The 22,090-nt window shown below is 64.7% G+C and carries 19 protein-coding genes and 1 other RNA gene; 12 read left to right on the forward strand and 8 right to left on the reverse strand.

The genetic code is table 11. The features are described from left to right. The coding region (locus ACIQ6O_RS02415) for a GAF domain-containing protein (RefSeq protein WP_396206173.1) at positions 1-1,176 on the reverse strand (1,176 nt) is incomplete at its 3' end. Positions 1,177-1,324: 148 nt separating this feature from the next. Here ACIQ6O_RS02415 and truA point away from each other — a divergent pair. From truA to ppdK, 11 genes are all read left to right on the forward strand, one after another. After that, complete coding sequence (gene truA, locus ACIQ6O_RS02420; RefSeq protein ID WP_396206174.1) at positions 1,325-2,101, forward strand: tRNA pseudouridine(38-40) synthase TruA; 777 nt, start codon at positions 1,325-1,327, stop codon at positions 2,099-2,101. Continuing rightward, complete coding sequence (locus ACIQ6O_RS02425; protein WP_396206175.1) at positions 2,098-3,579, forward strand: trypsin-like peptidase domain-containing protein; 1,482 nt, start codon at positions 2,098-2,100, stop codon at positions 3,577-3,579. The genes truA and ACIQ6O_RS02425 overlap by 4 nt, the downstream gene beginning before the upstream one ends. 86 nt (positions 3,580-3,665) lie before the next feature. Continuing rightward, the gene (gene purB / locus ACIQ6O_RS02430; protein ID WP_396206191.1) at positions 3,666-5,042 is read left to right on the forward strand and encodes an adenylosuccinate lyase; all 1,377 of its coding nucleotides are present in this window, start codon (positions 3,666-3,668) and stop codon (positions 5,040-5,042) included. Then, positions 5,039-5,983 (forward strand): phosphoribosylaminoimidazolesuccinocarboxamide synthase, encoded by a 945-nt coding sequence (locus ACIQ6O_RS02435; protein ID WP_396206176.1) that lies wholly within the window; start codon positions 5,039-5,041, stop codon positions 5,981-5,983. Before purB ends, ACIQ6O_RS02435 begins: the two co-directional genes overlap by 4 nt. Before the next feature lie 7 nt (positions 5,984-5,990). Then, a complete protein-coding gene (locus ACIQ6O_RS02440; protein WP_396206177.1) occupies positions 5,991-6,152 on the forward strand; it encodes a hypothetical protein in 162 nt (53 codons plus the stop codon). Beyond that, positions 6,149-7,039: a CDP-diacylglycerol--serine O-phosphatidyltransferase gene (gene pssA / locus ACIQ6O_RS02445; protein WP_396206178.1), complete on the forward strand. Its 891-nt coding sequence runs from the start codon at positions 6,149-6,151 to the stop codon at positions 7,037-7,039. The genes ACIQ6O_RS02440 and pssA overlap by 4 nt, the downstream gene beginning before the upstream one ends. Further along, positions 7,036-7,293, forward strand: a complete 258-nt coding sequence (purS, locus tag ACIQ6O_RS02450; protein ID WP_396206179.1) for a phosphoribosylformylglycinamidine synthase subunit PurS — start codon at positions 7,036-7,038, stop codon at positions 7,291-7,293. The genes pssA and purS overlap by 4 nt, the downstream gene beginning before the upstream one ends. Beyond that, entirely contained in the window at positions 7,290-7,994 is a 705-nt protein-coding gene (purQ, locus tag ACIQ6O_RS02455; protein WP_396206180.1) for a phosphoribosylformylglycinamidine synthase subunit PurQ, read from the forward strand. The genes purS and purQ overlap by 4 nt, the downstream gene beginning before the upstream one ends. Continuing rightward, on the forward strand, positions 7,991-10,324 hold the full coding sequence (gene purL, locus ACIQ6O_RS02460) for a phosphoribosylformylglycinamidine synthase subunit PurL (protein ID WP_396206181.1): 2,334 nt from the start codon (positions 7,991-7,993) through the stop codon (positions 10,322-10,324). Before purQ ends, purL begins: the two co-directional genes overlap by 4 nt. Before the next feature lie 14 nt (positions 10,325-10,338). Continuing rightward, positions 10,339-11,742, forward strand: coding sequence for an amidophosphoribosyltransferase (purF, locus tag ACIQ6O_RS02465; protein ID WP_396206182.1), 1,404 nt, complete (start codon positions 10,339-10,341; stop codon positions 11,740-11,742). Between the two features lie 32 nt (positions 11,743-11,774). Then, positions 11,775-14,438, forward strand: coding sequence for a pyruvate, phosphate dikinase (gene ppdK, locus ACIQ6O_RS02470; RefSeq protein WP_396206183.1), 2,664 nt, complete (start codon positions 11,775-11,777; stop codon positions 14,436-14,438). Between the two features lie 54 nt (positions 14,439-14,492). Here ppdK and ssrA read toward each other — a convergent pair. Both ssrA and dusB read right to left on the reverse strand, forming a co-directional pair. After that, positions 14,493-14,850: a transfer-messenger RNA gene (ssrA, locus tag ACIQ6O_RS02475) on the reverse strand. Positions 14,851-14,921: 71 nt separating this feature from the next. Beyond that, positions 14,922-15,983: a tRNA dihydrouridine synthase DusB gene (gene dusB, locus ACIQ6O_RS02480; RefSeq protein ID WP_396206184.1), complete on the reverse strand. Its 1,062-nt coding sequence runs from the start codon at positions 15,981-15,983 to the stop codon at positions 14,922-14,924. Between the two features lie 82 nt (positions 15,984-16,065). Here dusB and ACIQ6O_RS02485 point away from each other — a divergent pair, with 82 nt between their 5' ends. Further along, on the forward strand, positions 16,066-16,518 hold the full coding sequence (locus ACIQ6O_RS02485; protein WP_396206185.1) for a PTS sugar transporter subunit IIA: 453 nt from the start codon (positions 16,066-16,068) through the stop codon (positions 16,516-16,518). Positions 16,519-16,575: 57 nt separating this feature from the next. On the opposite strand, the gene ACIQ6O_RS02490 is transcribed toward ACIQ6O_RS02485, so the two are convergent. The 5 genes from ACIQ6O_RS02490 to ACIQ6O_RS02510 form a co-directional block, all read right to left on the reverse strand. Then, positions 16,576-17,940: an MATE family efflux transporter gene (locus tag ACIQ6O_RS02490; RefSeq protein WP_396206186.1), complete on the reverse strand. Its 1,365-nt coding sequence runs from the start codon at positions 17,938-17,940 to the stop codon at positions 16,576-16,578. Positions 17,941-17,950: 10 nt separating this feature from the next. Beyond that, a complete protein-coding gene (locus tag ACIQ6O_RS02495) occupies positions 17,951-19,429 on the reverse strand; it encodes an amidohydrolase family protein (RefSeq protein WP_396206187.1) in 1,479 nt (492 codons plus the stop codon). Positions 19,430-19,454: 25 nt separating this feature from the next. Beyond that, a complete protein-coding gene (guaA, locus tag ACIQ6O_RS02500; protein WP_396206188.1) occupies positions 19,455-21,005 on the reverse strand; it encodes a glutamine-hydrolyzing GMP synthase in 1,551 nt (516 codons plus the stop codon). Then, positions 21,005-21,517, reverse strand: coding sequence for a metallophosphoesterase (locus tag ACIQ6O_RS02505; RefSeq protein ID WP_396206189.1), 513 nt, complete (start codon positions 21,515-21,517; stop codon positions 21,005-21,007). Before ACIQ6O_RS02505 ends, guaA begins: the two co-directional genes overlap by 1 nt. Beyond that, positions 21,517-22,090, reverse strand: a 574-nt coding sequence (locus ACIQ6O_RS02510; RefSeq protein ID WP_396206190.1) for a diaminopimelate decarboxylase family protein, incomplete at its 5' end; no start/stop codon positions are given. The genes ACIQ6O_RS02505 and ACIQ6O_RS02510, both read right to left, overlap by 1 nt.

Raw genomic sequence — 22,090 nt, forward strand, 5'->3', positions numbered from 1 at the left:
CAGGTTGAGGACGCCCACCAGCTCGCCGTGATACAGCAAGGGAAAGCTGATGAAGCTGCCGGTGGTGAAGTACTGGTCGCGAAGCAACGGATGCTGTGCCGCCTCACGAACGTCCTGTACCAGCAACGGTTCCCGCGCCGCAGCAACGCGTCCGGCCACCCCCTCGCCGATACGGATGCGCATCCCCTCGACCACGTTCGGCGCAATCCCCCGTGCGGCCGCAAGGTAGAGGTAATCTGGTTCCGGCGAACGCAGCATGAGGGAACAGCGCTGGGCCTGCATGTCGTCGCCGACCAGGGCCAGGAGGCCGTCCACGAGCGTACGTGCGTCGGCGGTTTCGGCATCGAGGGTAAGGGCCCGATCCACGAGATACAACGTGCGGGTCCGCTGGCGCAGCGCCTCACTGCGCCGATGCAGCTCGATATGGGCTTGTTCCAGCTGGGAGACGGCCGTGGCGAGCTGCTGGTCCGCCAATTCCGCCTTTCTGGACGCGCGCCGCGCCTCTTCCGCAGCGCGTGCCGCGTCTGCCTGTACCGCAATCATCTCGGCGTGCTCGAGTACCGGGACTTCCCGGGGGGTGTTGCGCGCCTCGCGCAGCTCGGCCTCAAGCGACCCGAGTTTTCGCACATACTCGCCGTGGACCCGCTGGGTCACGTCTTCGAGCGTGCGCACAGCTTCCTCACGCGCCTCCCGCTCGGCGAGACGTGAATACGCCAATTCGAAGAGTGCGATGGCCGGAGCAAGCCGTTCGGTCGTGCGTGTCCCGAAGATCTTGCGTGGTTCGTAGAGGGCGAGGACGGCCCCCAGCATGCCGTCCATCTTCATTCCGCGCACGGCCAACACCCCACCTTCGAGCAGGGTAGAAAAGCCACACAGCCGTGCATAGTCGGCCGATCGGTCCGTCACGTCGACGAACGGCCCCCCCGTCAGCACTCGGCTCCGCACCGCCTCCGGCAGGTGATCGAAGGTCGTTTCCATGCGACTCCGCACCACCTGCGCGCCGGCCGGCGCGAGCCGATCGCGCAGCATGTCCCGGCGCGCATCGTACTGGAGGAGAGCAAGGGACGCGCCACGATCCAATTCCGCCAGGGTCTCACCCAGAGCGATAAGCGCCTGATCGAGGTCGGGCGCCGCCGAAAGGGCGTGCGCCAGGGAAGCGAGGGTACGTGGAGGCATGAGGAGAGAGGGTGACGTGGAGAAAACGTCATTCCACGCGGCCGCGCAATGGCCCGCGGGGCATGGCGGCACGCGTGGCCTCCCCCGCGACGAAAAGCGCTGCGCCGAGTTGAAGCGGACTCCCGGAATGCCTACTTTCCCACGAGCCATGGACCCGCGACCGATCCTCCTGGTAACTCAGTACGACGGAGGGCGCTTCGCCGGCTGGCAGCGCCAGCCCGTTGCGCGCACCGTGCAGGGTGAGATGGAGGCCGTCCTCTCCCGTCTGTGCGGGGCCCATATTCCGGCTGTCGGTGCAGGTCGGACCGACGCCGGGGTACATGCGCACGGTCAGGGCGTGGGGGTCCGGATGCCGGCCAAGTGGTCGCCCGAGCGGTTACAGCGCGCCATGAACGCGCTCCTGCCCGACGATATCTGGATCGCGACGGCCCACCGGATGCTGGAGGATTTTCATCCGCGGCGGAGCGCAATCGAGCGCCGATATGGTTATCTTGTTGGGACGGACGATGAAGCCCGGTCACCATTCAGGCGCCGGTATGAGTGGGCGGTGCGCCACCCCCTCGACGAGACGGCGCTGCACGGCGAGGCCGGCAGTTTGGTGGGGGAGCATACGTTCCGCGCGTTCGCCGTCGCTCACACGGCGCCGATCGACGATCACCATCGCTGCGTCATTCAGCACGCGGCGTGGGTGAAACGCGATGGCGGCTGGGTGTTCGAAGTCGCGGCGAACCGCTTTCTCCATCACATGGTGCGATTTCTTGTCGGTACGATGATCGAGGTAGCGCGAGGGCGCCGACCGCGTGGTACGATCGCGCGGCTGCTCGTCGCGCCCGACAACGCCGAAACATCCGCGCCCGCCCCAGCGCAGGGGCTTTCACTTCGCCAAGTCGTCTATCCCGCGTCCTGCTACGCGGTGGATGCGTGACGATCCCGTACGTGAGCGTCATGTCCATTCGGCCGCACATCGAGTCGCTGATGTCGCCGCGCACGTCACTCGTCTGCCTGCTGTCCTTGGCCCTCGTCGGCTGCGAAGGGGCCAATCCGTCGCTGTCCGAGGCGCAGTCGCGTACCCTGCCCTCCGCGAGCCAGCTCCCGTCGGGCCCCGTCCCGGCTCAGTCCGTCGCAGCGTCGCGGCGGACGGCCATTACCACGGCCGTGGAACGGGTGGCCCCGGCCGTGGTGACCGTGCAAACGGAAACCGTCGAACGCGTCCCGGTCGATTTCTTCGAGTACTTCATGGGCGGGCGCTCCGGTGAGCGCCGCAATGCCGGCATCGGCTCCGGATTCGTGGTTCGGGCCGACGGGGTGATCGTCACGAATGCCCACGTGGTTGCAGGGGCCGCGCGCGTCTCCGTCGCCATGCGCGATGGCACCACCTACGACGCGACCGTCGTGGGGGTAGATGAGTCAAACGATCTCGCGGTGGTGCGCATCAAGGCGCAGGCATTACCGGTCGCGCCGCTCGGCCGCTCTTCCGATCTCATCGTGGGCGAATGGTCCATCGCCATCGGTAACCCGTTCGGTTTCGTCCTAGGCAACAACGAGCCCAGTGTTTCGGTGGGCGTCGTGAGCGCGGTGGGGCGCAATCTGGCGGGACGCAGCGAGTCAGGCGGCGCGTACATTGACATGATCCAGACCGACGCCGCCATCAATCCGGGAAACTCGGGCGGCCCCTTGGTCAACGCGTCCGGCGAAGTGATCGGCGTCAACAGTTCGATCTATTCGCCGAGCGGTGGATCCGTGGGGCTCGGTTTCGCCATCCCCATCGATCGGACGAAGCGCATTGTCGAGGACCTGCTCGAGCATGGCAGCGTCCGCCAGCCCTGGGTGGGTATCCGGTTACAGACTCCGCAGGCCGACAACGCCCGCGATGCCGCCAAGGCGGTGGCCGTGGTGGCTCGGGTCGTGCCGGGATCGCCGGCCGAGCGCGCCGGGGTGAAGGTGGGGGATCAGGTGGTGGGCGCCGGAACGCGACCGGTCCGGAACCCGTTCGATTGGGAGGCGCGCCTCCTCGACATCCGCGTCGGCGAGACGTTGCCCATCACGGTGCGCCGAGGCGGCCGTGAGGTTCGGCTGTCCCTGCAGGTCACCGACGCCCCCGAAGTGTCGGCGCAGAAGGTCACCGTGCTGCGCGAACTGCAGCTCATCACGCTTACCGATGCCATCAGACAGGAGCGCGGGATCGCGTCCAGCGCCGGCGCCCTCGTGTACCGGATTTCCGAGCGTATTCGCGACGAAATCGGGTTGCAGGAGGGCGATGTGATCGCGCAGGTCGGCCAAAGTCGCATCAGTACGGCCGAGGCGGCCTCAACCGCCATCGATCGCTACGGGGCTCGTGGCCCCGTGTTCCTCGTGTTCGAACGCAATCGACAGTATTTCCAAACCTCGTTCTACCTCCGCTGACCGTCGTTCTCCCGTCCAGACTCGTGACCGCTCCCGATAGATCGTCGTACCAGTCCCCACTCGCTGACCGCTACGCGTCACGCGCCATGCTCACCCTGTGGGGACCGCAGGAGCGCTATGGCCTGTGGCGTCGCCTGTGGCTCGCGCTCGCCGAGTCACAGCAGTCGCTCGGCATCGCCATTCCCGACGACGCGATCGCGGCCATGCGCGATCATCTCGACGACATCGACTTCGATGCGGTCGCCGAGTACGAGAAGAAGTTCCGGCACGACGTCATGGCGCATGTGCACGCGTTCGGCGACGTCGCACCGGCGGCCCGGAAGTTCATCCATTTGGGTGCGACGAGCTGCTATGTCACGGACAACGCGGAACTCATCCTCATGCGCCGCGGGCTTGGTCTGCTGCGGGCGAAGCTGCTCGACACCCTCGAGGCACTGGGTGCATTCGCGCGTGAGTGGAAAGACGTGCCGGCCTTGGGATACACCCATTTGCAGCCGGCGCAGCTCACCACGGTGGGCAAGCGCGCCACCCTCTGGATGCAGGACATTTTGCTTGATCTGGAGGATCTGGAGTATCGCATCGCGAGCCTGCCGTTCCGCGGCGTGAAGGGCACCACGGGGACACAGGCGAGTTTCCTCACGCTCTTCGAGGGCGATCACGGCAAGGTGCGCGAACTCGATCGGCTCGTCTGCGACAAGATGGGTTTCAAGTCGAGTATCCCGGTGAGCGGTCAGACCTACTCGCGCAAGATGGATGCGCAGGTCTTGGGCGTGGTGGCCGGGGTCGCGGCTACGGCGTCAAAGTTCAGCGGCGACATTCGGATGCTGCAGGCCTTCGGGGAAATCGAGGAGCCGTTCGAGAAGAACCAGATCGGCTCGTCGGCCATGGCCTACAAGCGCAATCCCATGCGCTCGGAGCGCATCGCGGCGCTCGCGCGCTTCGTGCTATCGCTCGAGCCCAACGCGAATCAGACCCATGCGGTGCAGTATTTCGAGCGCACCCTCGACGATTCGGCCAATCGTCGTCTCGCCATTCCGGAATCATTCCTGGCGACGGATGCGATCCTCGTGCTGATGCAGAATGTCGTGCGCGGCCTCGAGGTGCACCCGGCCCGCATTCGTCGTCGCGTGGAAGACGAGCTGCCGTTTATGGCCACCGAGGAGCTGATCGTGCGTTTCGTGCGCGCGGGCGGTGACCGTCAGGAAGCACATGAAATCATTCGCGGGCACAGCATCGCAGCCGCCCGTGCCGTGAAAGATGGCGCGCCGAAGAATGACATGCTCGAGCGTCTGGCGGGCGACGCGACCTTCGGGATTCCGCTCGCGGATCTCCAAGCGGTGGCCGACCCGTCGCGCTTCGTCGGGCGGGCGCCGCAGCAGGTGGACGAGTTCCTCGAGGAACACGTGGCCCCCTGGCTGTCGCGGGAACGGACGGTGGTGGAAGTGGAGGAGGTGCGGGTATGAGTGCGGTGGCGCTGGTGCAAACCGACCTTCCGCTGCCGATGGTTCGTCGCGGCAAGGTGCGCGACGTGTACGAGGTCGATGCCGACCGCTTGTTGCTGGTCACCACCGATCGCATCAGCGCGTTCGACGTCGTGATGTCAGAGGCGATCCCGTACAAGGGCGCCGTGCTCACGCAGCTCACGGCGTGGTGGCTCGGGCAATTGCCTTCGGACATCGCCCATCACCTGATCACGGCCGACACCGACGAGATCATCGCGGCGGTGCCGTCGCTCGCGCCGTATCGGGCCGCGCTTGCCGGACGCTCGATGCTCACGAAGAAGGCCGAGGTCGTCCCGATCGAGTGCGTGATTCGCGGCTACATCACGGGATCGGCCTGGAAGGAGTATCAGGCGTCGGGTACGCTCGCGGGTGAGGCGCTCGCCACGGGGCTGCGCGAGAGCGACCGGCTCGATCCGCCCATCTTCAGTCCTGCCACCAAGGCGGAGACGGGGCACGATGAGAACATCACGATCACCACGGTGATCGAACAGGTGGGGAGCGACACCGCGGCCACGCTCGAGCGCTTGGCACGCACGGTCTACGAGTTCGGGCGTGCGACGGCCGAGCCGCGCGGCATCATCGTGGCTGACACCAAGTTCGAATTCGGCTGGCGCAACGGCGAGCTGCTGCTTATCGACGAAGTGCTCACCCCCGACAGTTCGCGTTTCTGGCCGGCCGATTCGTATACGCCCGGTCGCGGGCAACCCAGCTTCGACAAGCAGCCGTTACGGGATTGGCTGGATATCGAGCGGAAGGCGGGCCGTTGGAATGGCGAAGCGCCGGCGCCGACATTGCCGTCCGATGTCATTCGCGCGACGAGTCTGCGGTATCGCGATGCCTACCAGCGGCTGACCGGAGCCCCGCTCGATCTGGCCCGTCTCGGTCTTCCGCCCGAGGAGTAAGGTGATCGTGCCCATGTCCAATGTGGAGAGCCACGCCGTCACAGCGGCCGTCGCCGCTTCGGTGATCGTCCTGTTCGGGCTCGCCCTGCGAGGGCGGTCGTGGACGCTGTGGCTGGCGGGCTATGCGGCAACCCTTCTGACGCTCGTGCTCGCCTGGAGAGGCCGGTGAGCGCGCCCGACGGCCCGGTGCGCCGGCGCATGCGGCCGCGTGAGGCGGCCGTGATTGCCCTGCCGAACGGCTTCACGCTGGCCAATCTGTTCTTCGGTATCTTCGGGATCGTCGCGGCGTCTCGGGGCGACTTCGATGCGGCCGCGCGCTTCATCGTGTTCGGCGGCATCGCCGATGCGCTCGATGGGCGCATCGCCCGTGCCACCAAGTCGGGCTCGCGGTTCGGCGAAGAACTCGACTCACTGGTCGATGCGATCTCGTTCGGCACGGCGCCGGCGCTCATCATGTACTTCGCGGTGTTCCAGAGCAGCCGGTGGGAGTGGATCTTCTGCTTCTTCTTCACGGCCTGCGCGGTGATGCGACTCGCCCGCTTCAACGTGGAACAGGCGGGGCGCAAGACCACCCACTTTGCCGGTCTTCCGAGTCCGGCCGCCGGCGGCGTACTGGCCACGTACTACTGGTTCAGCCAGACCTCCCTCTATACCGAAACGATCGTCGCCGATCTCCCCTGGCATCAGATGCTCCGATTCCTGATGCTCGGCCTCGGCATGCTCATGATCAGCAACGTGCAGTACGCCAAGTTCCCTGTTGTCAACTTCCGTACGCTTCAAGGGATGCTCGGCTTCCTGCTCGTGATCGGCACCCTCATCGGCGTGATCTTCCTGCCGAAGCAGTTCTTCTTTCCGGCCGGTATGGCGTACGTCCTGTACGGCATCGGCCGCACGGTGTTCCTCGGTCTCCTCGATCGTTTGCCGGGACGTGATCCGTCGGGCGATGACGATGATGATGATTCCGAGAGCGCCCCTCCCCGTCGCCGTCGCCGGCGTCGTCGTTCCCAACGAAACCCATCCGGTCCTGATACCGGTCGCGAGGATAAGCCCGCATGACCCGTTTCCGTTGTGCCGTCCACATCGTGCCGCGTCGCGGTATTCTCGACCCGCAGGGTAAGGCCGTCTCCGACGCCCTGCACTCGCTCGGCTTCGCTGCGGTCAGTGACGTTCGCGTGGGTCGATATGTGGTGGTGGATACGACCGCCGAGTCGGAAGAGGCGGCGCGTGCCGCGGTGAAGGCGATGTGCGAGAAGCTGCTCGCCAACCCGGTGACCGAAGACTACGACATCGCCAGCGTGGAGCGCGCGTGAAAGCCGGTATTGTTCGCTTCCCGGGTTCCAATTGCGACGAGGATGCGTACCACGCCGTAGCGGATATCCTCGGTCAGGAAGCCGTATACCTGTGGCACAAGGACCACGATCTGCAGGGGGTCGATCTGGTGATCCTGCCGGGTGGTTTCAGTTACGGGGATTATCTGCGTGCCGGCGCCATCGCCCGCTTCAGCCCCATCATGCAGGAAGTGGTGCAGCATGCGAAGCGCGGTGGACTCGTACTGGGCATCTGCAACGGCTTTCAGATCGCGTGTGAGGCGGGGCTGCTCCCTGGCGCGCTGCTGCGCAACAACACGCTTCGCTTCGTGAGCGCGCCGGTGGCGCTCCGGGTGGAGAGCATCGCGACGAAGTTCACTTCGCAGTATCACGTGGGTCAGGTGATCAGCATTCCGGTCGCCCATGGCGATGGGCGCTACACAGCCGACGGCGACACCCTCGCGCGTCTCGAGGGTGAAGGACACGTCGTGTTCCGGTATGTCACGGCCGATGGTGAGGCGACGGACTCGGCCAACCCCAACGGATCGCTCCGCAACATCGCGGGGATCGTGAATGCGCATGGTAACGTGCTCGGCATGATGCCACATCCGGAGCGGGCCATGGAGCCGGCCCTCGGCTCCACGGACGGACTTCCTCTCTTCCAGTCCATTCTCGAATCGATGCTCGGAGGCGTGCAGGCATGACCGCATCCACGAATGCGACGTCGTCGCGTGTCGAATCCCGCCCGGGAGATCCCGCAATCACGCCAGCGCTGGTTGCCGAGCACGGCATCACCGAGTTCGAGTACGAGCGATTGGTGAACATGCTCGGGCGCACGCCGACGTTCACGGAAATCGGTGTCGTAAGTGCGCTGTGGAGCGAGCACTGCTCGTACAAGCACTCGCGCCCCATGCTCAAAACGCTCCCGACCAAGGCGCCGTGGGTGCTCCAGGGACCTGGTGAAAACGCCGGCGTGATCTCAGTGGGCGATGGCTGGGCGGTGGCATTCAAGATCGAGTCCCACAACCACCCGTCGGCCGTCGAGCCGTATCAGGGTGCGGCCACCGGTGTGGGCGGAATCCTGCGCGATGTGTTCACCATGGGCGCGCGTCCCATCGCGCTGCTCAACTCACTCCGCTTCGGTCCGCTCAGCGCTCCGCGTGTGCGCTGGCTCTTCTCCGGTGTCGTGAAAGGGATCGGCGACTACGGAAACTGCGTGGGCGTCCCCACGGTCGGCGGCGAAGTGGTGTTCGATCCGTCGTACGAAGGCAACCCGTTGGTGAACGCGATGTGCGTCGGCCTCATGCGCGAGGACGAGCTGATGCGGGCGGTCGCCAGTGGCGTTGGCAACCCCATCATGGCGGTAGGGGCCCGTACCGGGCGCGATGGTATTCACGGCGCTTCGTTCGCGTCGGAGGATCTGTCTGAGGCGAGTGATGCCAAGCGCCCCATGGTACAGGTGGGCGATCCGTTCACGGAGAAACTGCTCCTCGAAGCCTCGCTCGAACTGATTCGCAGCGGACACATCGTCGCCATTCAGGACATGGGCGCGGCCGGGCTGACATCCTCGTCGGCGGAGATGGCCGAGCGCGGTGATGTGGGCGTGACGATCGACGTCACCAAGGTGCCGGTACGAGAACAGGGCATGACCCCGTACGAAATCCTCCTCTCCGAAAGCCAGGAGCGTATGCTCGTGGTGGCCAAGCAGGGGCACGAGGACGAAGTGCGGAAGATCCTCGCGAAGTGGGATCTCGAAGCGGCGGTGATCGGCGAGGTGATTGCGGAACCGGTGTATCGCGTCACCGAAGGCGACAAGGTGGTTGCCGAGTTCCCCGGCTCGCGTCTCGTGACCGAGTGCCCTCAGTATGTGCTCGAGCCGAGGGAGAGCGAGGCGCTCAAGGCGGCGCGGGGGAAGAACGCGCTCGACGTGAAGCCGCTCGCTGAGGAACGCGATCACTCGTGGACGCTGGAGAAGCTGCTCTCGTCGCCGACGATCGCGAGCAAGCGCTGGGTGTGGCAACAGTATGATTCCACGGTGCGGACCAGTACGGTGCGTGGTCCGGGTAGCGACGCCGCCGTGGTGCGGTTGCGTGGCACGGACAAGGCGATCGCCCTGTGCATCGACGGCAACGGCCGCCACGTGGCCTTGTCCCCGCGCAACGGCGGTCGGGCAGCCGTGTGCGAGGCAGCGCGTAATGTGGCGTGCAGCGGCGCACGTCCGATGGCGATCACCAACAATCTCAACTTCGGCAACCCGAAGAAGCCGGAAGTCTACTTCCAGTTGAGCGAGGCCATCGCCGGCATGGGGGAAGCGTGCACGGTGCTCGAAACACCGGTCACCGGTGGCAACGTGTCGCTGTACAACGAGAATCCCCAAGGCGCCATTCACCCCACGCCGACCATCGGCATGGTCGGCCTCGTGGAAAGTATGGCCCATGTCACCCCTTCGGCCTTCCAGCAGGAGGGCGACGAGATCGTCCTGTTCGGCGATTGCACGGCCGAACTGGGGGCCAGTGAGTACCTCCTCGCCATTCACGGCCTCACCATCGGTGAGCCGCCGGTCTGTGAGCCTGCTCGCGAGCGCATGCTCATCGACGCGCTGCTCGAGGCCATCAAGGCTGGCGCGGTGCGGTCGGCGCACGACTGCAGTGACGGTGGCTTGGCGGTGGCGCTCGCGGAGTGCGCCATGATGGATCCAGCCAAGCCGTTCGGGTTTCAGGTGGATTTGTCCGCATGGGCCGCCCTGCCGCACCGCGCCGTGTTGTTCGGCGAGGCGCACGGACGTGTCGTCCTCTCCACGCCCGACAGCGGAGCCGTGCTCCGGATTGCGCAGCGCCACGGGGTGCCGGCGCGCGTCATCGGACGCGTCGATCGCGCCGACGCGGGAACCAGCTTCACGATTTCGGACGACACCTTCACCGCGCCCGTGGCGTGGCTCGCCAAAGCGTTCCATGAGGCCATTCCGCAAGCGATGGACGGCGACACGCCGGCCGAGCATGTGGTGTCCTCGTCGCACGCTCCCACCAACGACTGATCGGGAGTTCTCCCATGTGCGGTATTTTCGGCGTCTACGGCCACAAGGAAGCGGCCGCCCTGACGCAGCTGGGGTTGTACTCACTGCAGCATCGTGGTCAGGAGTCGGCCGGCATCGTGGCGGTCGACGAGTACGGTCACGCGCGCGTGAGTCGAGCGATGGGTCTCGTCTCCGAGGGGTTCGATGACGATGAGATGCGGGTGCTGCAGGGGCCCATCGCCATTGGTCACACGCGCTACAGCACGGCGGGCTCCTCGGCGATCGAGAATGCGCAGCCGGTGCTGGCGCGTGTGCGTCGCGGTCACATTTCGCTCGCGCACAACGGCAACCTCACCAACGCGGTAGAGCTGCGTCGTGAGCTCGAAGACGAGGGCGCCATCTTTTCGAGTACAATGGACTCGGAAGTCATCGTGCACCGTATCGCGCGCGCCAGTGGGGAGACGCCCGAGTCGCGAGTGGCGGCCGCGCTGCAGGGCGTAGAAGGAGCGTATTGCCTGCTCGTGGTGCTCGACGAAACGGTGATCGTCGCGCGCGACCCGCACGGTTGGCGCCCTCTGGTCATGGGCCGCCTGGCCGACAGTCTGGTCTTCGCGTCGGAAACTTGCGCGCTGGACATCGTCGGGGCGGTGGTGGAACGCGAGATCGCCCCCGGCGAGATCGTGGCCGTCGACCGGCATGGCGTGCGCTCGATGCAAGCGCTGCCCGCGGCGCCGGTGAATCGCTGTGTGTTCGAGCACGTCTACTTTGCCCGCCCCGACAGTAAGGTGTTCGGCGGATCGGTGGACCGCTCGCGCCGTGCGCTCGGGCGTCAGTTGGCGCGAGAGCGCCCAGCGCCGGGAGCCGACGTGGTGTTCGCTGTACCGGACTCATCAAATTCGGCGGCGCTTGGCTATGCCGAGGAGTCCGGCCTGCCCTACGAGCTCGCCCTCATTCGCAATCACTACGTCGGGCGCACCTTCATTCAGCCGACGCAGTCGGGACGCGATGCCAAGGTGAAGGTCAAATACAATCCGGTGCGTGAGATCATCGAGGGCAAGAGCGTCGTAATGGTGGACGATTCGATCGTGCGCGGTACGACCACGCGCGGCCTCGTCTCGCTCGTGCGTGCGGCCGGTGCCCGTGAGGTGCACATGCGCGTGTCGAGTGCGCCGATCATCAGTCCCTGCTATTACGGCATCGACACCCCGCGCCGTGAGGAGCTGATCGCCGCGCAGATGAGCCACGAGGAACTCGTGCGCCACCTCGGCGTTGACTCTCTGGGCTATCTCTCCATCGACGGCATGCTCTCCGCCATGCCGACGGGTCCGGAGGGCTACTGCCACGCGTGCTTCTCAGGGCGATACCCCACGGCCACTCCGGCTGAGCCGGAGCTGCTGCGGGCCGGCAGCAGCGCGGGAATCCCGGCAGGCATCTTGTGATTGTCAACATTTTCTGAAACAGGAGAACCCTCGTGACGCGGTCCGTCTACTTCTTCGGGAATGGCAGGGCTGACGGCACGAGGGACATGAAGCAGATACTGGGCGGCAAGGGCGCCAATCTCGCCGAGATGACCAATCTCGGCGTGCCCGTGCCGCCCGGCTTTACGATTGCGGCAAGCGAGTGCGTCGCCTATCTCGACCACGGCGGCATCAGCGAGGCGCTGCGAGGCGAGGTCCAGCAGGCACTCGCACAACTCGAGCAGGCCAGCGGTAAACGATTCGGCGACGCCTCGAACCCGTTGCTTGTTTCGGTGCGCTCCGGTGCCGCCGTGAGTATGCCCGGCATGATGGAGACCATCCTCAACCTTGGCCTGAACGACGAAACGGTTGAGGGATTGGCCGCCGGCAGCGGCAATCCACGGTTTGCGTACGATTCGTACCGGCGCTTCCTGCAGATGTACGCTGATGTGGTGCTTGGCGTGAACATCCATCGGTTCGAGCAGTTGCTGGCTACCAAGCGACTGACGACGGACGTCGCCACCGACGCGGAGCTTTCCGCCGATGCCCTGCGCGCGCTCGTGCGCGAGTATCAGCAGCTCGTGCGCGCCGCGACCGGCACCGATTTCCCGATGGATCCCCAGGTGCAGTTGTGGGGTGCCATTGAAGCCGTCTGGAAGTCATGGACCCTCAAGAAGGCCATCGACTATCGCAAGGTGAACAGCATTCCGCACAGCCTTGGTACCGGCGTCAACATCGTGTCGATGGTGTTCGGCAACATGGGTGACGACTCGGGCACCGGAGTGGCCTTCACGCGTGACCCGAGTACGGGTGAACGACGCTTCTACGGGGAGTTCCTCGTGAACGCCCAAGGCGAGGACGTCGTCGCCGGCATTCGCACGCCACTCCACATCGACGAGATGGCCCAGCGTCTTCCCGGCGCGTATACGCAACTCCTCGACACGCAGGCGCGGCTCGAGCAGCACTTCCGTGATATGCAGGACATCGAATTCACGGTCGAACGTGGCACCCTGTATCTGCTGCAGACCCGTACGGGAAAGCGTACCACGGCCGCGGCACTCAACATCGCGCTCGACATGGTGAACGAGGGGCTCATCTCGCAGCGCGAAGCCGTGCTGCGCATGCAGCCCAATCAGCTCGACCAGTTGTTGCATCGCGTCATCGCGACAACCTCCCAGGCCACCCCGATCGCGGTGGGATTGCCGGCGAGTCCCGGCGCGGCCAGTGGCGTGGCCGTGTTCGATCCGGATGTGGCGGAACGTCGTCAGCAACAGGGTGAGCAGGTCATTCTGATTCGAGAGGAGACCACACCGGAGGATTTTCACGGGATCGTCGCCGCTCGTGCGGTGCTCACCGCACGCGGTGGCATGACGAGCCACGCGGCGGTGGTCGCGCGCGGCATGGGCAAGTGCGCCATCGTGGGGTGCGCCGCCGTTGAAATTCTTGGCGACCAGCGCAGCATGCGCATCGGCGAGACGATCATCGTGGAGGGGGATTGGCTCACGCTCGATGGCGGCACCGGCCGCGTGTTCGCGGGAGATCTTCCCACGCAGCCGAGCGAAGTCATGCGCGTGATCAATGGGCAGCAGCCGGAGAGTGATGCGCCGACCTATCGGGGCTTCGCCACGTTGATGGGGTGGGCGGATACGCACCGCCGACTCAAGGTGCGAGCCAATGCCGATACACCACGCGATGCGCGCGTCGCGCGCAACTTCGGCGCACAGGGGATCGGACTCTGTCGCACCGAGCACATGTTCTTCGAGGGTGACCGCATCACCGCCATGCGCGAGATGATCGTAGCGCGTGACGAAAGCGGCCGGCGGCGGGCGCTGGACAAGCTCCTGCCGATGCAGCGCGCCGACTTCGAGGGCATCTTCGAAGCGATGGACGGGTATCCCGTGACCATTCGCCTCCTGGATCCGCCCCTGCACGAGTTCCTGCCGCATGGCGGCGAAGAATCGTCGCTCCTCGCGGCGTCGCTCAACCTCTCGCGTCAGGAACTTTCGCGTATCGTGTCATCGCTGCGCGAGACCAATCCGATGCTCGGGCATCGCGGTTGTCGGCTCGGCATCGTGTATTCTGAAATCACCGAAATGCAGGCGCGAGCGATCTTCGAGGCTGCCGTGCGTGCTGCACGTCGCGGGATCGAGGTACGCCCGGAGATCATGGTGCCGCTGGTCAGCGACGTCACCGAGTTCCGTCATCAGCGCGCCATCATTGAACGCGCCGCGGACCAGGTGATGGGGGTCATGGGTGAGCGGGTGCCCTATCTCATCGGCACAATGATCGAATTGCCCCGTGCCGCCCTCACGGCCGACGAAATTGCGCAGGAAGCCGATTTCTTTTCGTTCGGCACCAACGACCTCACGCAGACCACGTTCGGCCTCAGCCGGGATGACGCCGGCCGTTTCCTGCCGCAGTATGTGGAACAGGGCCTGTATCCTGATGATCCCTTTCAGGTACTCGACGCCAAGGGCGTGGGAAAACTCATCAAGTGGGCGGTGCGCGATGGCCGCGACGTGAAACCCGCATTGAAGGTCGGTATCTGTGGCGAGCACGGCGGTGAACCCCGCAGCGTGGCGTTCTGTCACACCGTGGGCTTGGACTATGTCTCCTGTTCGCCGTTTCGGGTGCCCGTCGCCCGACTCGCGGCCGCGCACGCGGCCCTCGCGGAGTGAATCTCCTCTTTGCAGAAACGACACAGGGCCCGCCTTACGGCGGGCCCTGTGTCGTAGTGGAGGTGAGGGGAATCGAACCCCTGTCCGAGACTAGATCGACCCCAGCTTCTACGTGCGTATTCCATTGATTGAGGTCTCCGTCGGCTGGCCAATGGAAAGCCCACCTCAGGACAAGCGTTCTAGAGTTTCGCCCTATGACGGAACGCGCACCGTAAGACTAGCCCAGATTTGCGATACTCACGTGCCGCCCCGGGCGGGCTGCCGCGTGAGCACTGCTACGTAACCCGAAGGTTAGGCAGCGAGCGCGAGGTTGTTGTTCGCGATTGTGATTTTCCCGAGTGTTTTACCAGGTGCTCGAGTACCTGGGCACGCTACCAGAGCTTCACCAACCCCGTCGAAGCCAGTCACCCCCGGTTCGAACGGTCCAGCTGTACCATCAATACACTACACGCGCCACCATGGTTCCGGCAACGCCCGCGACCATCAGGCCGCTTCACAGGTGAGATCCGCGATGTCCGGATCGTCCGCCTTCGCCCCACGCGCCACGTACTCGTCATAGAACGCGAGATAGTTCGTGAAGATCGTCTCCACTTCGGCGAAATCCCGTACCTGATGCAACTTCGCGCGCAGGTCGGCCGAATTGGGCAGCCCTTTCACATACCATCCGAGATGCTTGCGGAACTCGATCGCGGCACCGATCGGGTCCGTCTCATACGATTGCACCATTCGGGCATGGCCAAGCGCGATCTCGAAACGTTCGTGCACGCCCGGCGTGGCGGGCATGGGGTCGCCGTTGAAAAGCGCGCGCGCCTGCCGGAAGATCCACGGCTGCCCATATGAACCGCGGCCGATCATGATCCCGTCGGCCTTGGTATGTTCGAGCATACGCTTCGCATCCTCGGCCGTCTTGATGTCTCCATTGCCAAGCACCGGGATATCGAGTGCCTCCGCCACCGCGGCAATCTCGTCCCAATTTGCCTGGCCCGTGTACATCTGCGTTCGGGTCCGCGCGTGCAATGTGAAGACCTTTGCGCCGGCGTCCTGCATCCGCAACGCGATGCCGACGGGGTCGCGCATCTCTTCATTCCACCCACTCCGGGTCTTGACCGTGACCGGGAGATGGGTCGACTTCACGACCGCGCGAATGATCTCCTCCACGAGCCCGAGGTCCTTGAGGCACCCCGACCCGCCGTTGCGTCGCACAACCTTTTTCACGGGACATCCGAAATTGATGTCCACGAAGTCAGGCATGAACAGATCGGTCACCATGGCGGCGGCGTCGGCCATGGCGGCGGGATCCGCACCGAAGATCTGTACGCCAATGGGACGTTCTTCGGCGCTGAAGCGAAGCTTGCTGATCGTCGCTTCATTCTCCCGGCGAATGCCTTCCGCCGACAGAAACTCCGTTACCACCACATCGGCCCCATGACCATGGCACAACCGACGAAACGGCGACTCCGACACCCCAGCCATCGGCGCCAGATAGAGCGGCGTCTGATTGGGGATGGCGAACGGAAAGGTCTTGCGCGACAATGACTTCGACATGAGAGGGAAGCTAGCCGGGCCGTCCGACCGAGGCAACGCGAACCGTTTGACTCCCGGGGATCGGCGGTTAGCTTGCACGGCTATGGAACTGCGCGAGTTTTTCTCAGAGGAAGCCGTCCAGCTGGAGCTTCAGGGCAACAGCAAGGATGAGATCCTGAAGGAGCTGATCGGGCTGCTCAAGCTCGACGAAAAGTCCGAGGGCATGCTGTTCAAGATGCTCAAGCGTCGTGAAAACCTCGGATCTACAGGCATTGGACGCGGCATCGCCATTCCCCACTGCCGATCGCTGGTGGTCAACCGCCTCCGGGTGGCCTTTGGCCGCAAGAAGGATGGCGTCGACTTCAAGGCGATCGACGATAAGCCCGTCAACTTCTTCTTCCTGATCGTCGCGCCGCCACTCGAGGTGTCGAACCAGTACCTCCCCGTGCTCGGGAAGATCGCGCAGTTCAGCAAGGAGAGTGATGTGCCGGGGCGCCTGCTCGAGATCAGCTCACCGGCGGAGTTCATGGCGCTCCTCGAGGAGAAGCGCGTCTAGGGCATCAGCCGTCGACGGGCAGCGCGCCTACCGAGCCGCGCTGCCTGAGTTTTTTGTTCAATGATCGATCGACACGCGCGCGATGTCCGACTGCAATCGTCGGAACACGCGCGCGCTTTGCAGTAATGCGGCCGCGGCCAGCCCCGCGACCAGCCCTACCCAGAGGCCTTGCTCACGCCACCTGGTGTGAAATCCCAGGTAGTATCCCAGGGGAATCCCAACCCCCCAGAAGGCGACGAGGTGCAGCACCGCTGGCACGTGCGTGTCACCCGTGCCACGCAGGACGCCGCTCGTCACCGCCTGCAATCCATCGAAAACCTGGAACCACCCCGCGAGAGGTATGAGTGCCACCGCTACGGCCACGGTCGCCGCTTCGTCGGTATACCATGACGTGAGCCAACCCGGTGCAGCAATGAAGACCACGGCACTCAGACACATGAAGCCCACGCCGCAGGCGATGGCCGCGATCGCGTCGCGCCGTGCGGCGGCAATGTCGCCGCGGCCGATCGCGCGCCCGACAACCGCTGCAGCTGCGCCGGAGACCCCCAACGGGACCATGAACGTAAGCGCCGCCATGTTGAGGGCGATCTCATGCCCAGCGAGTGAGGCGGTGCCCATCCATCCCATAAACAGTGCGGTGAGGCCGAACGCGAAGCTTTCGAAGAACCACTGCACACCAACAGGAACGCCAATGCGCAGCATGCGCCACATCGGCGTCCACGTGAGCGAATCCGCCCGCCACGGATGTAGCGCCTCGCGCACGATCGGCCACGAAAGCCACCAGAGCGCGCCGGCCATCACCCACGTCGCGATTGCAGTGGCGTATCCTGAGCCCTCCACCCCCAAGGGCGGCAGACCGGCGCGCCCGAAGATCAGCAACCAGTTACCGATCACATTGACCACATTGCCGATGACGACGGCAATGATCACCGGCCGCACTGGCCCCAAAGCCTGCAGCGACTGACGCAACACCGCGAACAGAAAAAACGGCACGACACCGAGCAAGCGTCGTCGCGCATACACCGCGGTCTCGCGTACCACGTCGGGTGGTTGATCGAGGGTCGTCAACAACCACTCGCCGGGTACAAGCGCCGCCATGACGAAGAGCGAGACTACCATCGCGAGCACCATACCGCGCTGCACGCCACGCGCGACCCCTTCACTGTCTCCAGCACCAACCGCCTGCGCCACAACCGGGTCGATCGCGAAGAGCAAACCGATCCCGAAGACACTCACATTGAAGTAGTAGAAATTGCCGAGGGCCACGGCCGCAATCGCGGCGCCGCCAAGCTTCCCCACCATGAGCGTATCCACCACGCCCATGGCCTGCAGCCCCACGTTGATCAGCACCACCGGCCATGCCACCTGCGCCATGTCTCGCAGGTCGGCTCGCCACTCGCGTGCCGGGCTCGCGTCCGTCACGCGACCTACCTCACGGCTTCTTGGCGCCCTGTACGATCTGCCGCACTTCCCGCAACATGCGCTGCGCGTCGTACGGAATACCATCCTTGATGGTCCACTGCACGCCACCGCTGCGTCCCGCCGCCGCATCCTCGCGCGGCGGATAGAATGCCTTGAGATCCTCGAGTGGGTTGCCGTTCACGACCACGAGATCAGCAAGAAAGCCGGAGCGAATACGCCCGAGCCGCTGCTCCTCGCCAAGGATCTTCGCATTGTTTGCCGTCACATGCTGCAGCACCTTGAGCGTGGGAAACCCAGCCTCCTGATGCAGCTCGAGTTCGCGAATAAGCCCAAACCCGTAGATCTGGTAAATGAAGCCGGCGTCCTCTCCCGCGCCGATCAGGCCGCCGAGTCGCTCGAAGTCCCGAACCGCGCGAAACCAGATCTGATAGTTCTCCTTCCAATACGCTTCGTCCGTGCTACTCCAACCGGCGAAATACGAACCGTGATTGGAGGGATCGGGGCGGAAATACTTCCCCAGCGTGGGATGCAGATACTCGGTGTACCACGGCTGGGTCTCGGCCCGCTGGAGGTCTCGGCTCGCCTCGTAGATGTCGAGCGTCGGGTTCCAGGCCACCCCGCCCTGCACCATGGCCTTCAGCACGTCCTGCAGGCGCGCAGGATCCGCTTCACGCCACAGCCGCCCGGCGTAGCGGAAGCGCATGCCTTCGTCGGCATAGTTGAAGTTCGACGGAAACTGCTGCAGACCATTCACGATGGCCGCATCAGGTACGCCGTACCAATGCTCGATGCTGGTCAGCCCACCCTTGGCCGCGTCCCAGGCATTCGTTTCGTCGACGGCCATATGGTGCGCGGTGCGAAGGCCAAGCTTCTTCGCCTCATCAAGCACCGGGTAATAGACGTCCTTGTCCATGCCGAACAACTTGAGCCCATCGACGCCCTGGACCTTGAGATCGCGCACGCGCTGTCTCGCCTCGGCCTCGTTCTTCGGCACCGGCATATAGGCATAGCGGGCATACACATACAAGCGCGGCGCCGCGATCTCCCCCGCATTGCTGCGCGTGCGCAGCTGCAGCGTCTTCGGGGTCTCGCTCGAAACGTCACGTACCGTGGTAATACCCATCCCAAGCCACAACTTCATCTGGTAATCGAGCGGCTGCGGAATCCCGCCGCGCTCATCCTGAACATGGCCGTGCAGGTTGATGAGCCCAGGCATGACATACTTGCCGGTCGCATCAATCTCCACATCGGCCGGCGCCCGCTTCACTTCACCCATCTTCACCGCCACCGGGTCGAGGGAAATCACATCGATGATGCGGTTACCCTCAACGATGATGTCCTTCGGACCTTCGGCCGGCGTGCCGTTCCCCTCGATCACCATCGCATTGCGGATGGCAAGCCGGCGCGGACGTACGCCATGCGTGGGGGCACTCTGCGTCTCCGCCACAGACACGATGGCCAGCATACCCATCGACAGGAGGCCCAGCATACGGGTTCTGCAACGTTGCATCAGATCACTCCCACTCGATGGTGGCGGGCGGCTTTGAGCTCACGTCGTATACGACGCGATTCACACCGTCCACCTCGTTGATGATACGGTTGGAGATGCGCCCGAGCACGTCGTGCGGGAAGTTGTACCAGTCAGCGGTCATGCCATCGGTACTCGTCACGGCCCGCAAGGCGATGACGTGCTCGTACGTGCGACCATCCCCCATGACGCCGACCGAGCGCACGGGGAGGAACACCGCGAAGGCCTGCCAGATATCCGGATAGAGCCCCGCCGCCCGAATCTCCTCGAGATAGATCGCGTCGGCCCGGCGCAGCATATCCAGCGCCGACGGCGTGACTTCGCCGAGGACACGAATCGCGAGACCAGGCCCCGGGAACGGATGACGTCCCACCATCTCTTCGGGGAGCCCGAGCTCACGGCCAACGTTGCGCACCTCGTCCTTGAAGAGTTCGCGCAGCGGCTCGATGAGCTTGAACTTCATGTCCTTCGGCAGCCCACCGACATTGTGATGGGTCTTGATGGTCGCGGACGCCCCGCCCTTCGCACTCACCGACTCGATCACGTCGGGATAAAGGGTGCCCTGCACGAGGAACGCAGCATCCTTGCCGGCATCGGCAGATGCGGCCTCGAACACGCGAATGAAGTGCTCACCGATGATCTTGCGCTTGCGCTCCGGCTCGCCGACACCGGCGAGCGCCGTGAGGAAGCGCTCCTCGGCGCGCACAGTGATAAGCCGGATGCCGAGATGCTCACCCATCGTGCGCTCCACCTGCTCCCGCTCATGGAGGCGCAGCAACCCCGTATCCACGAAGATGCAGGTGAGCTGATCCCCGATGGCCTTGTGCACCAAGGCCGCGGCCACGCTCGAATCGACCCCGCCCGAGAGGCCACAGATGACTTGCTTGTCGCCGACGAGCTCACGAATGCGCGCGATTTCCTGCTCGATGAAGTGGCCTGGCGTCCAATCCGGCGTGCAGTGACATACGCCGAAGAGGAAGTTCTGAATGATCTCCGCGCCGCGCACGGTGTGATACACTTCCGAATGGAACTGGATGGCGTGCACCGGCTTGCTCGTGTGCCGGAACCCTGCACAGGTATGACCACTGTGCGCCGTGGCGACGTAGCCGGGCGGAACCTGCTCCACGTGATCGCCGTGGCTCATCCACACCGTGGTCTTCTCACCGGCATCGAAGCCCTTGAACAGGCCCGCGGGCTCATCAACGGTGACCTCGGCGCGCCCGTACTCGCGGCGACCACCGCCCACCACCGCACCTCCTTCCAAGTGGGCAATGAGCTGCATGCCGTAGCACACGCCGAGTACCGGGGCGATATCGAGCAACTCGCGCGACACGGTGGGGGCGCCGTCGTCGGTCACCGAACTCGGGCCACCCGACAGGATGATCCCGGTGGGGTTCCACTCGCGGATCCACTCCAGCGACTTGGTCGGTGGATGAATCTCGGAGTACACGCGCGCCTCGCGAACGCGTCGCGCGATGAGCTGAGTGAACTGCGAACCGCAGTCGAGAATGAGAATCCGGCTCTGGGTATTCTGCATCAGGCCTTCCACTCGGGGCCGGTGAGCTTGAGGAACTCGACCGACTTCGTGTCGAGATCGAGGATGGCGCCGGTTGGCGCGCCGTACAACCAGCCGCAGCCCTCGCCCGGATTCACGATGAGTGAATCACCACGCGACTTCATTTCGGGCTGATGGGTGAACCCGTGCACGATGACCTCGTGCCCGTCGATGGAGCGTTGCTGCACGTCGGCCAGATCGTGCACCAGCAGGACCGATTTGCCACCGAGGTCAAAGCTGTGCGGCGACTCGTAGAGTTCAGCCGCGCCGAACCCCGTCTTCGCCGTGGCGATGAGCGCGTCGCGATCGCCATCATTGCGACCGAACACGCCGAGCAGCGGCAATGACAGGTCGTGGAATGGCTGAAGGGAGAATGGCGAGCAGTAATCACCCGCATGCATGACCAGCGACACGCCACCGGCCACCATCTGCTGCAACAGCTCACGAATGGCGGGCACGCGATCATGGGTGTCCGACAACAATCCGATGCGCATCAGGCAGGTCTCCACTGGAGGGGCGCACGCTCGAGGCGTACGAGGTCGTCGAGCTGTTCACGCGCACCGGCGATGGCGAACTGGTCACCGTCCACCAGCACTTCCGCCGGACGCGGGCGCGAATTGTAATTCGAAGCCATCGTAAAGCCGTACGCACCGGCGGTGCGTACCGCGAGGAGGTCTCCCGCCTTCACGTCGGGGAGCGTTCGCGCTTTCGCGAAGAAATCCCCCGACTCGCAGATGGGCCCCACGACATCGGCCGTGATGGTGCCGGACGTCGCCGTCACCGCTTCGATGCCGTGATAGGCGTGGTAAAGCGCCGGTCGAATGAGATCGCTCATGCCCGCATCGGTCACCACGAAATCCTTACCGGCTGCGTGCTTGCGGTACAACACGCTGGTCAGAAGGACCCCTGATTCGGCCACGAGATATCGCCCGGGCTCGAGGAGCAACGTGAGGCCGGTTTCCTGAGCCGCAGCCCGCACCACCCGCGCATAGTCATCGATATCGGCCGGCATCTCGTGAGCTTCGTAGGGCACACTCAAGCCGCCGCCCACATCCATGAACGCGATC

Source organism: Gemmatimonas sp., from assembly GCF_044345575.1.
Lineage (GTDB): Bacteria > Gemmatimonadota > Gemmatimonadetes > Gemmatimonadales > Gemmatimonadaceae > Gemmatimonas.

What these genes read in the sequence shown, in the direction of transcription:
- truA (WP_396206174.1), top strand. Translation starts at nt 1,325, where the DNA reads ATGGACCCGCGACCGATCCTCCTGGTAACTCAGTACGACGGAGGGCGC.
- dusB (WP_396206184.1), bottom strand. Translation starts at nt 15,983, where the DNA reads ATGTCGAAGTCATTGTCGCGCAAGACCTTTCCGTTCGCCATCCCCAAT.
- purF (WP_396206182.1), top strand. Translation starts at nt 10,339, where the DNA reads ATGTGCGGTATTTTCGGCGTCTACGGCCACAAGGAAGCGGCCGCCCTG.
- ACIQ6O_RS02485 (WP_396206185.1), top strand. Translation starts at nt 16,066, where the DNA reads ATGGAACTGCGCGAGTTTTTCTCAGAGGAAGCCGTCCAGCTGGAGCTT.
- ACIQ6O_RS02505 (WP_396206189.1), bottom strand. Translation starts at nt 21,517, where the DNA reads ATGCGCATCGGATTGTTGTCGGACACCCATGATCGCGTGCCCGCCATT.
- ACIQ6O_RS02435 (WP_396206176.1), top strand. Translation starts at nt 5,039, where the DNA reads ATGAGTGCGGTGGCGCTGGTGCAAACCGACCTTCCGCTGCCGATGGTT.
- guaA (WP_396206188.1), bottom strand. Translation starts at nt 21,005, where the DNA reads ATGCAGAATACCCAGAGCCGGATTCTCATTCTCGACTGCGGTTCGCAG.
- ACIQ6O_RS02495 (WP_396206187.1), bottom strand. Translation starts at nt 19,429, where the DNA reads ATGCTGGGCCTCCTGTCGATGGGTATGCTGGCCATCGTGTCTGTGGCG.
- purL (WP_396206181.1), top strand. Translation starts at nt 7,991, where the DNA reads ATGACCGCATCCACGAATGCGACGTCGTCGCGTGTCGAATCCCGCCCG.
- purB (WP_396206191.1), top strand. Translation starts at nt 3,666, where the DNA reads ATGCTCACCCTGTGGGGACCGCAGGAGCGCTATGGCCTGTGGCGTCGC.
- purS (WP_396206179.1), top strand. Translation starts at nt 7,036, where the DNA reads ATGACCCGTTTCCGTTGTGCCGTCCACATCGTGCCGCGTCGCGGTATT.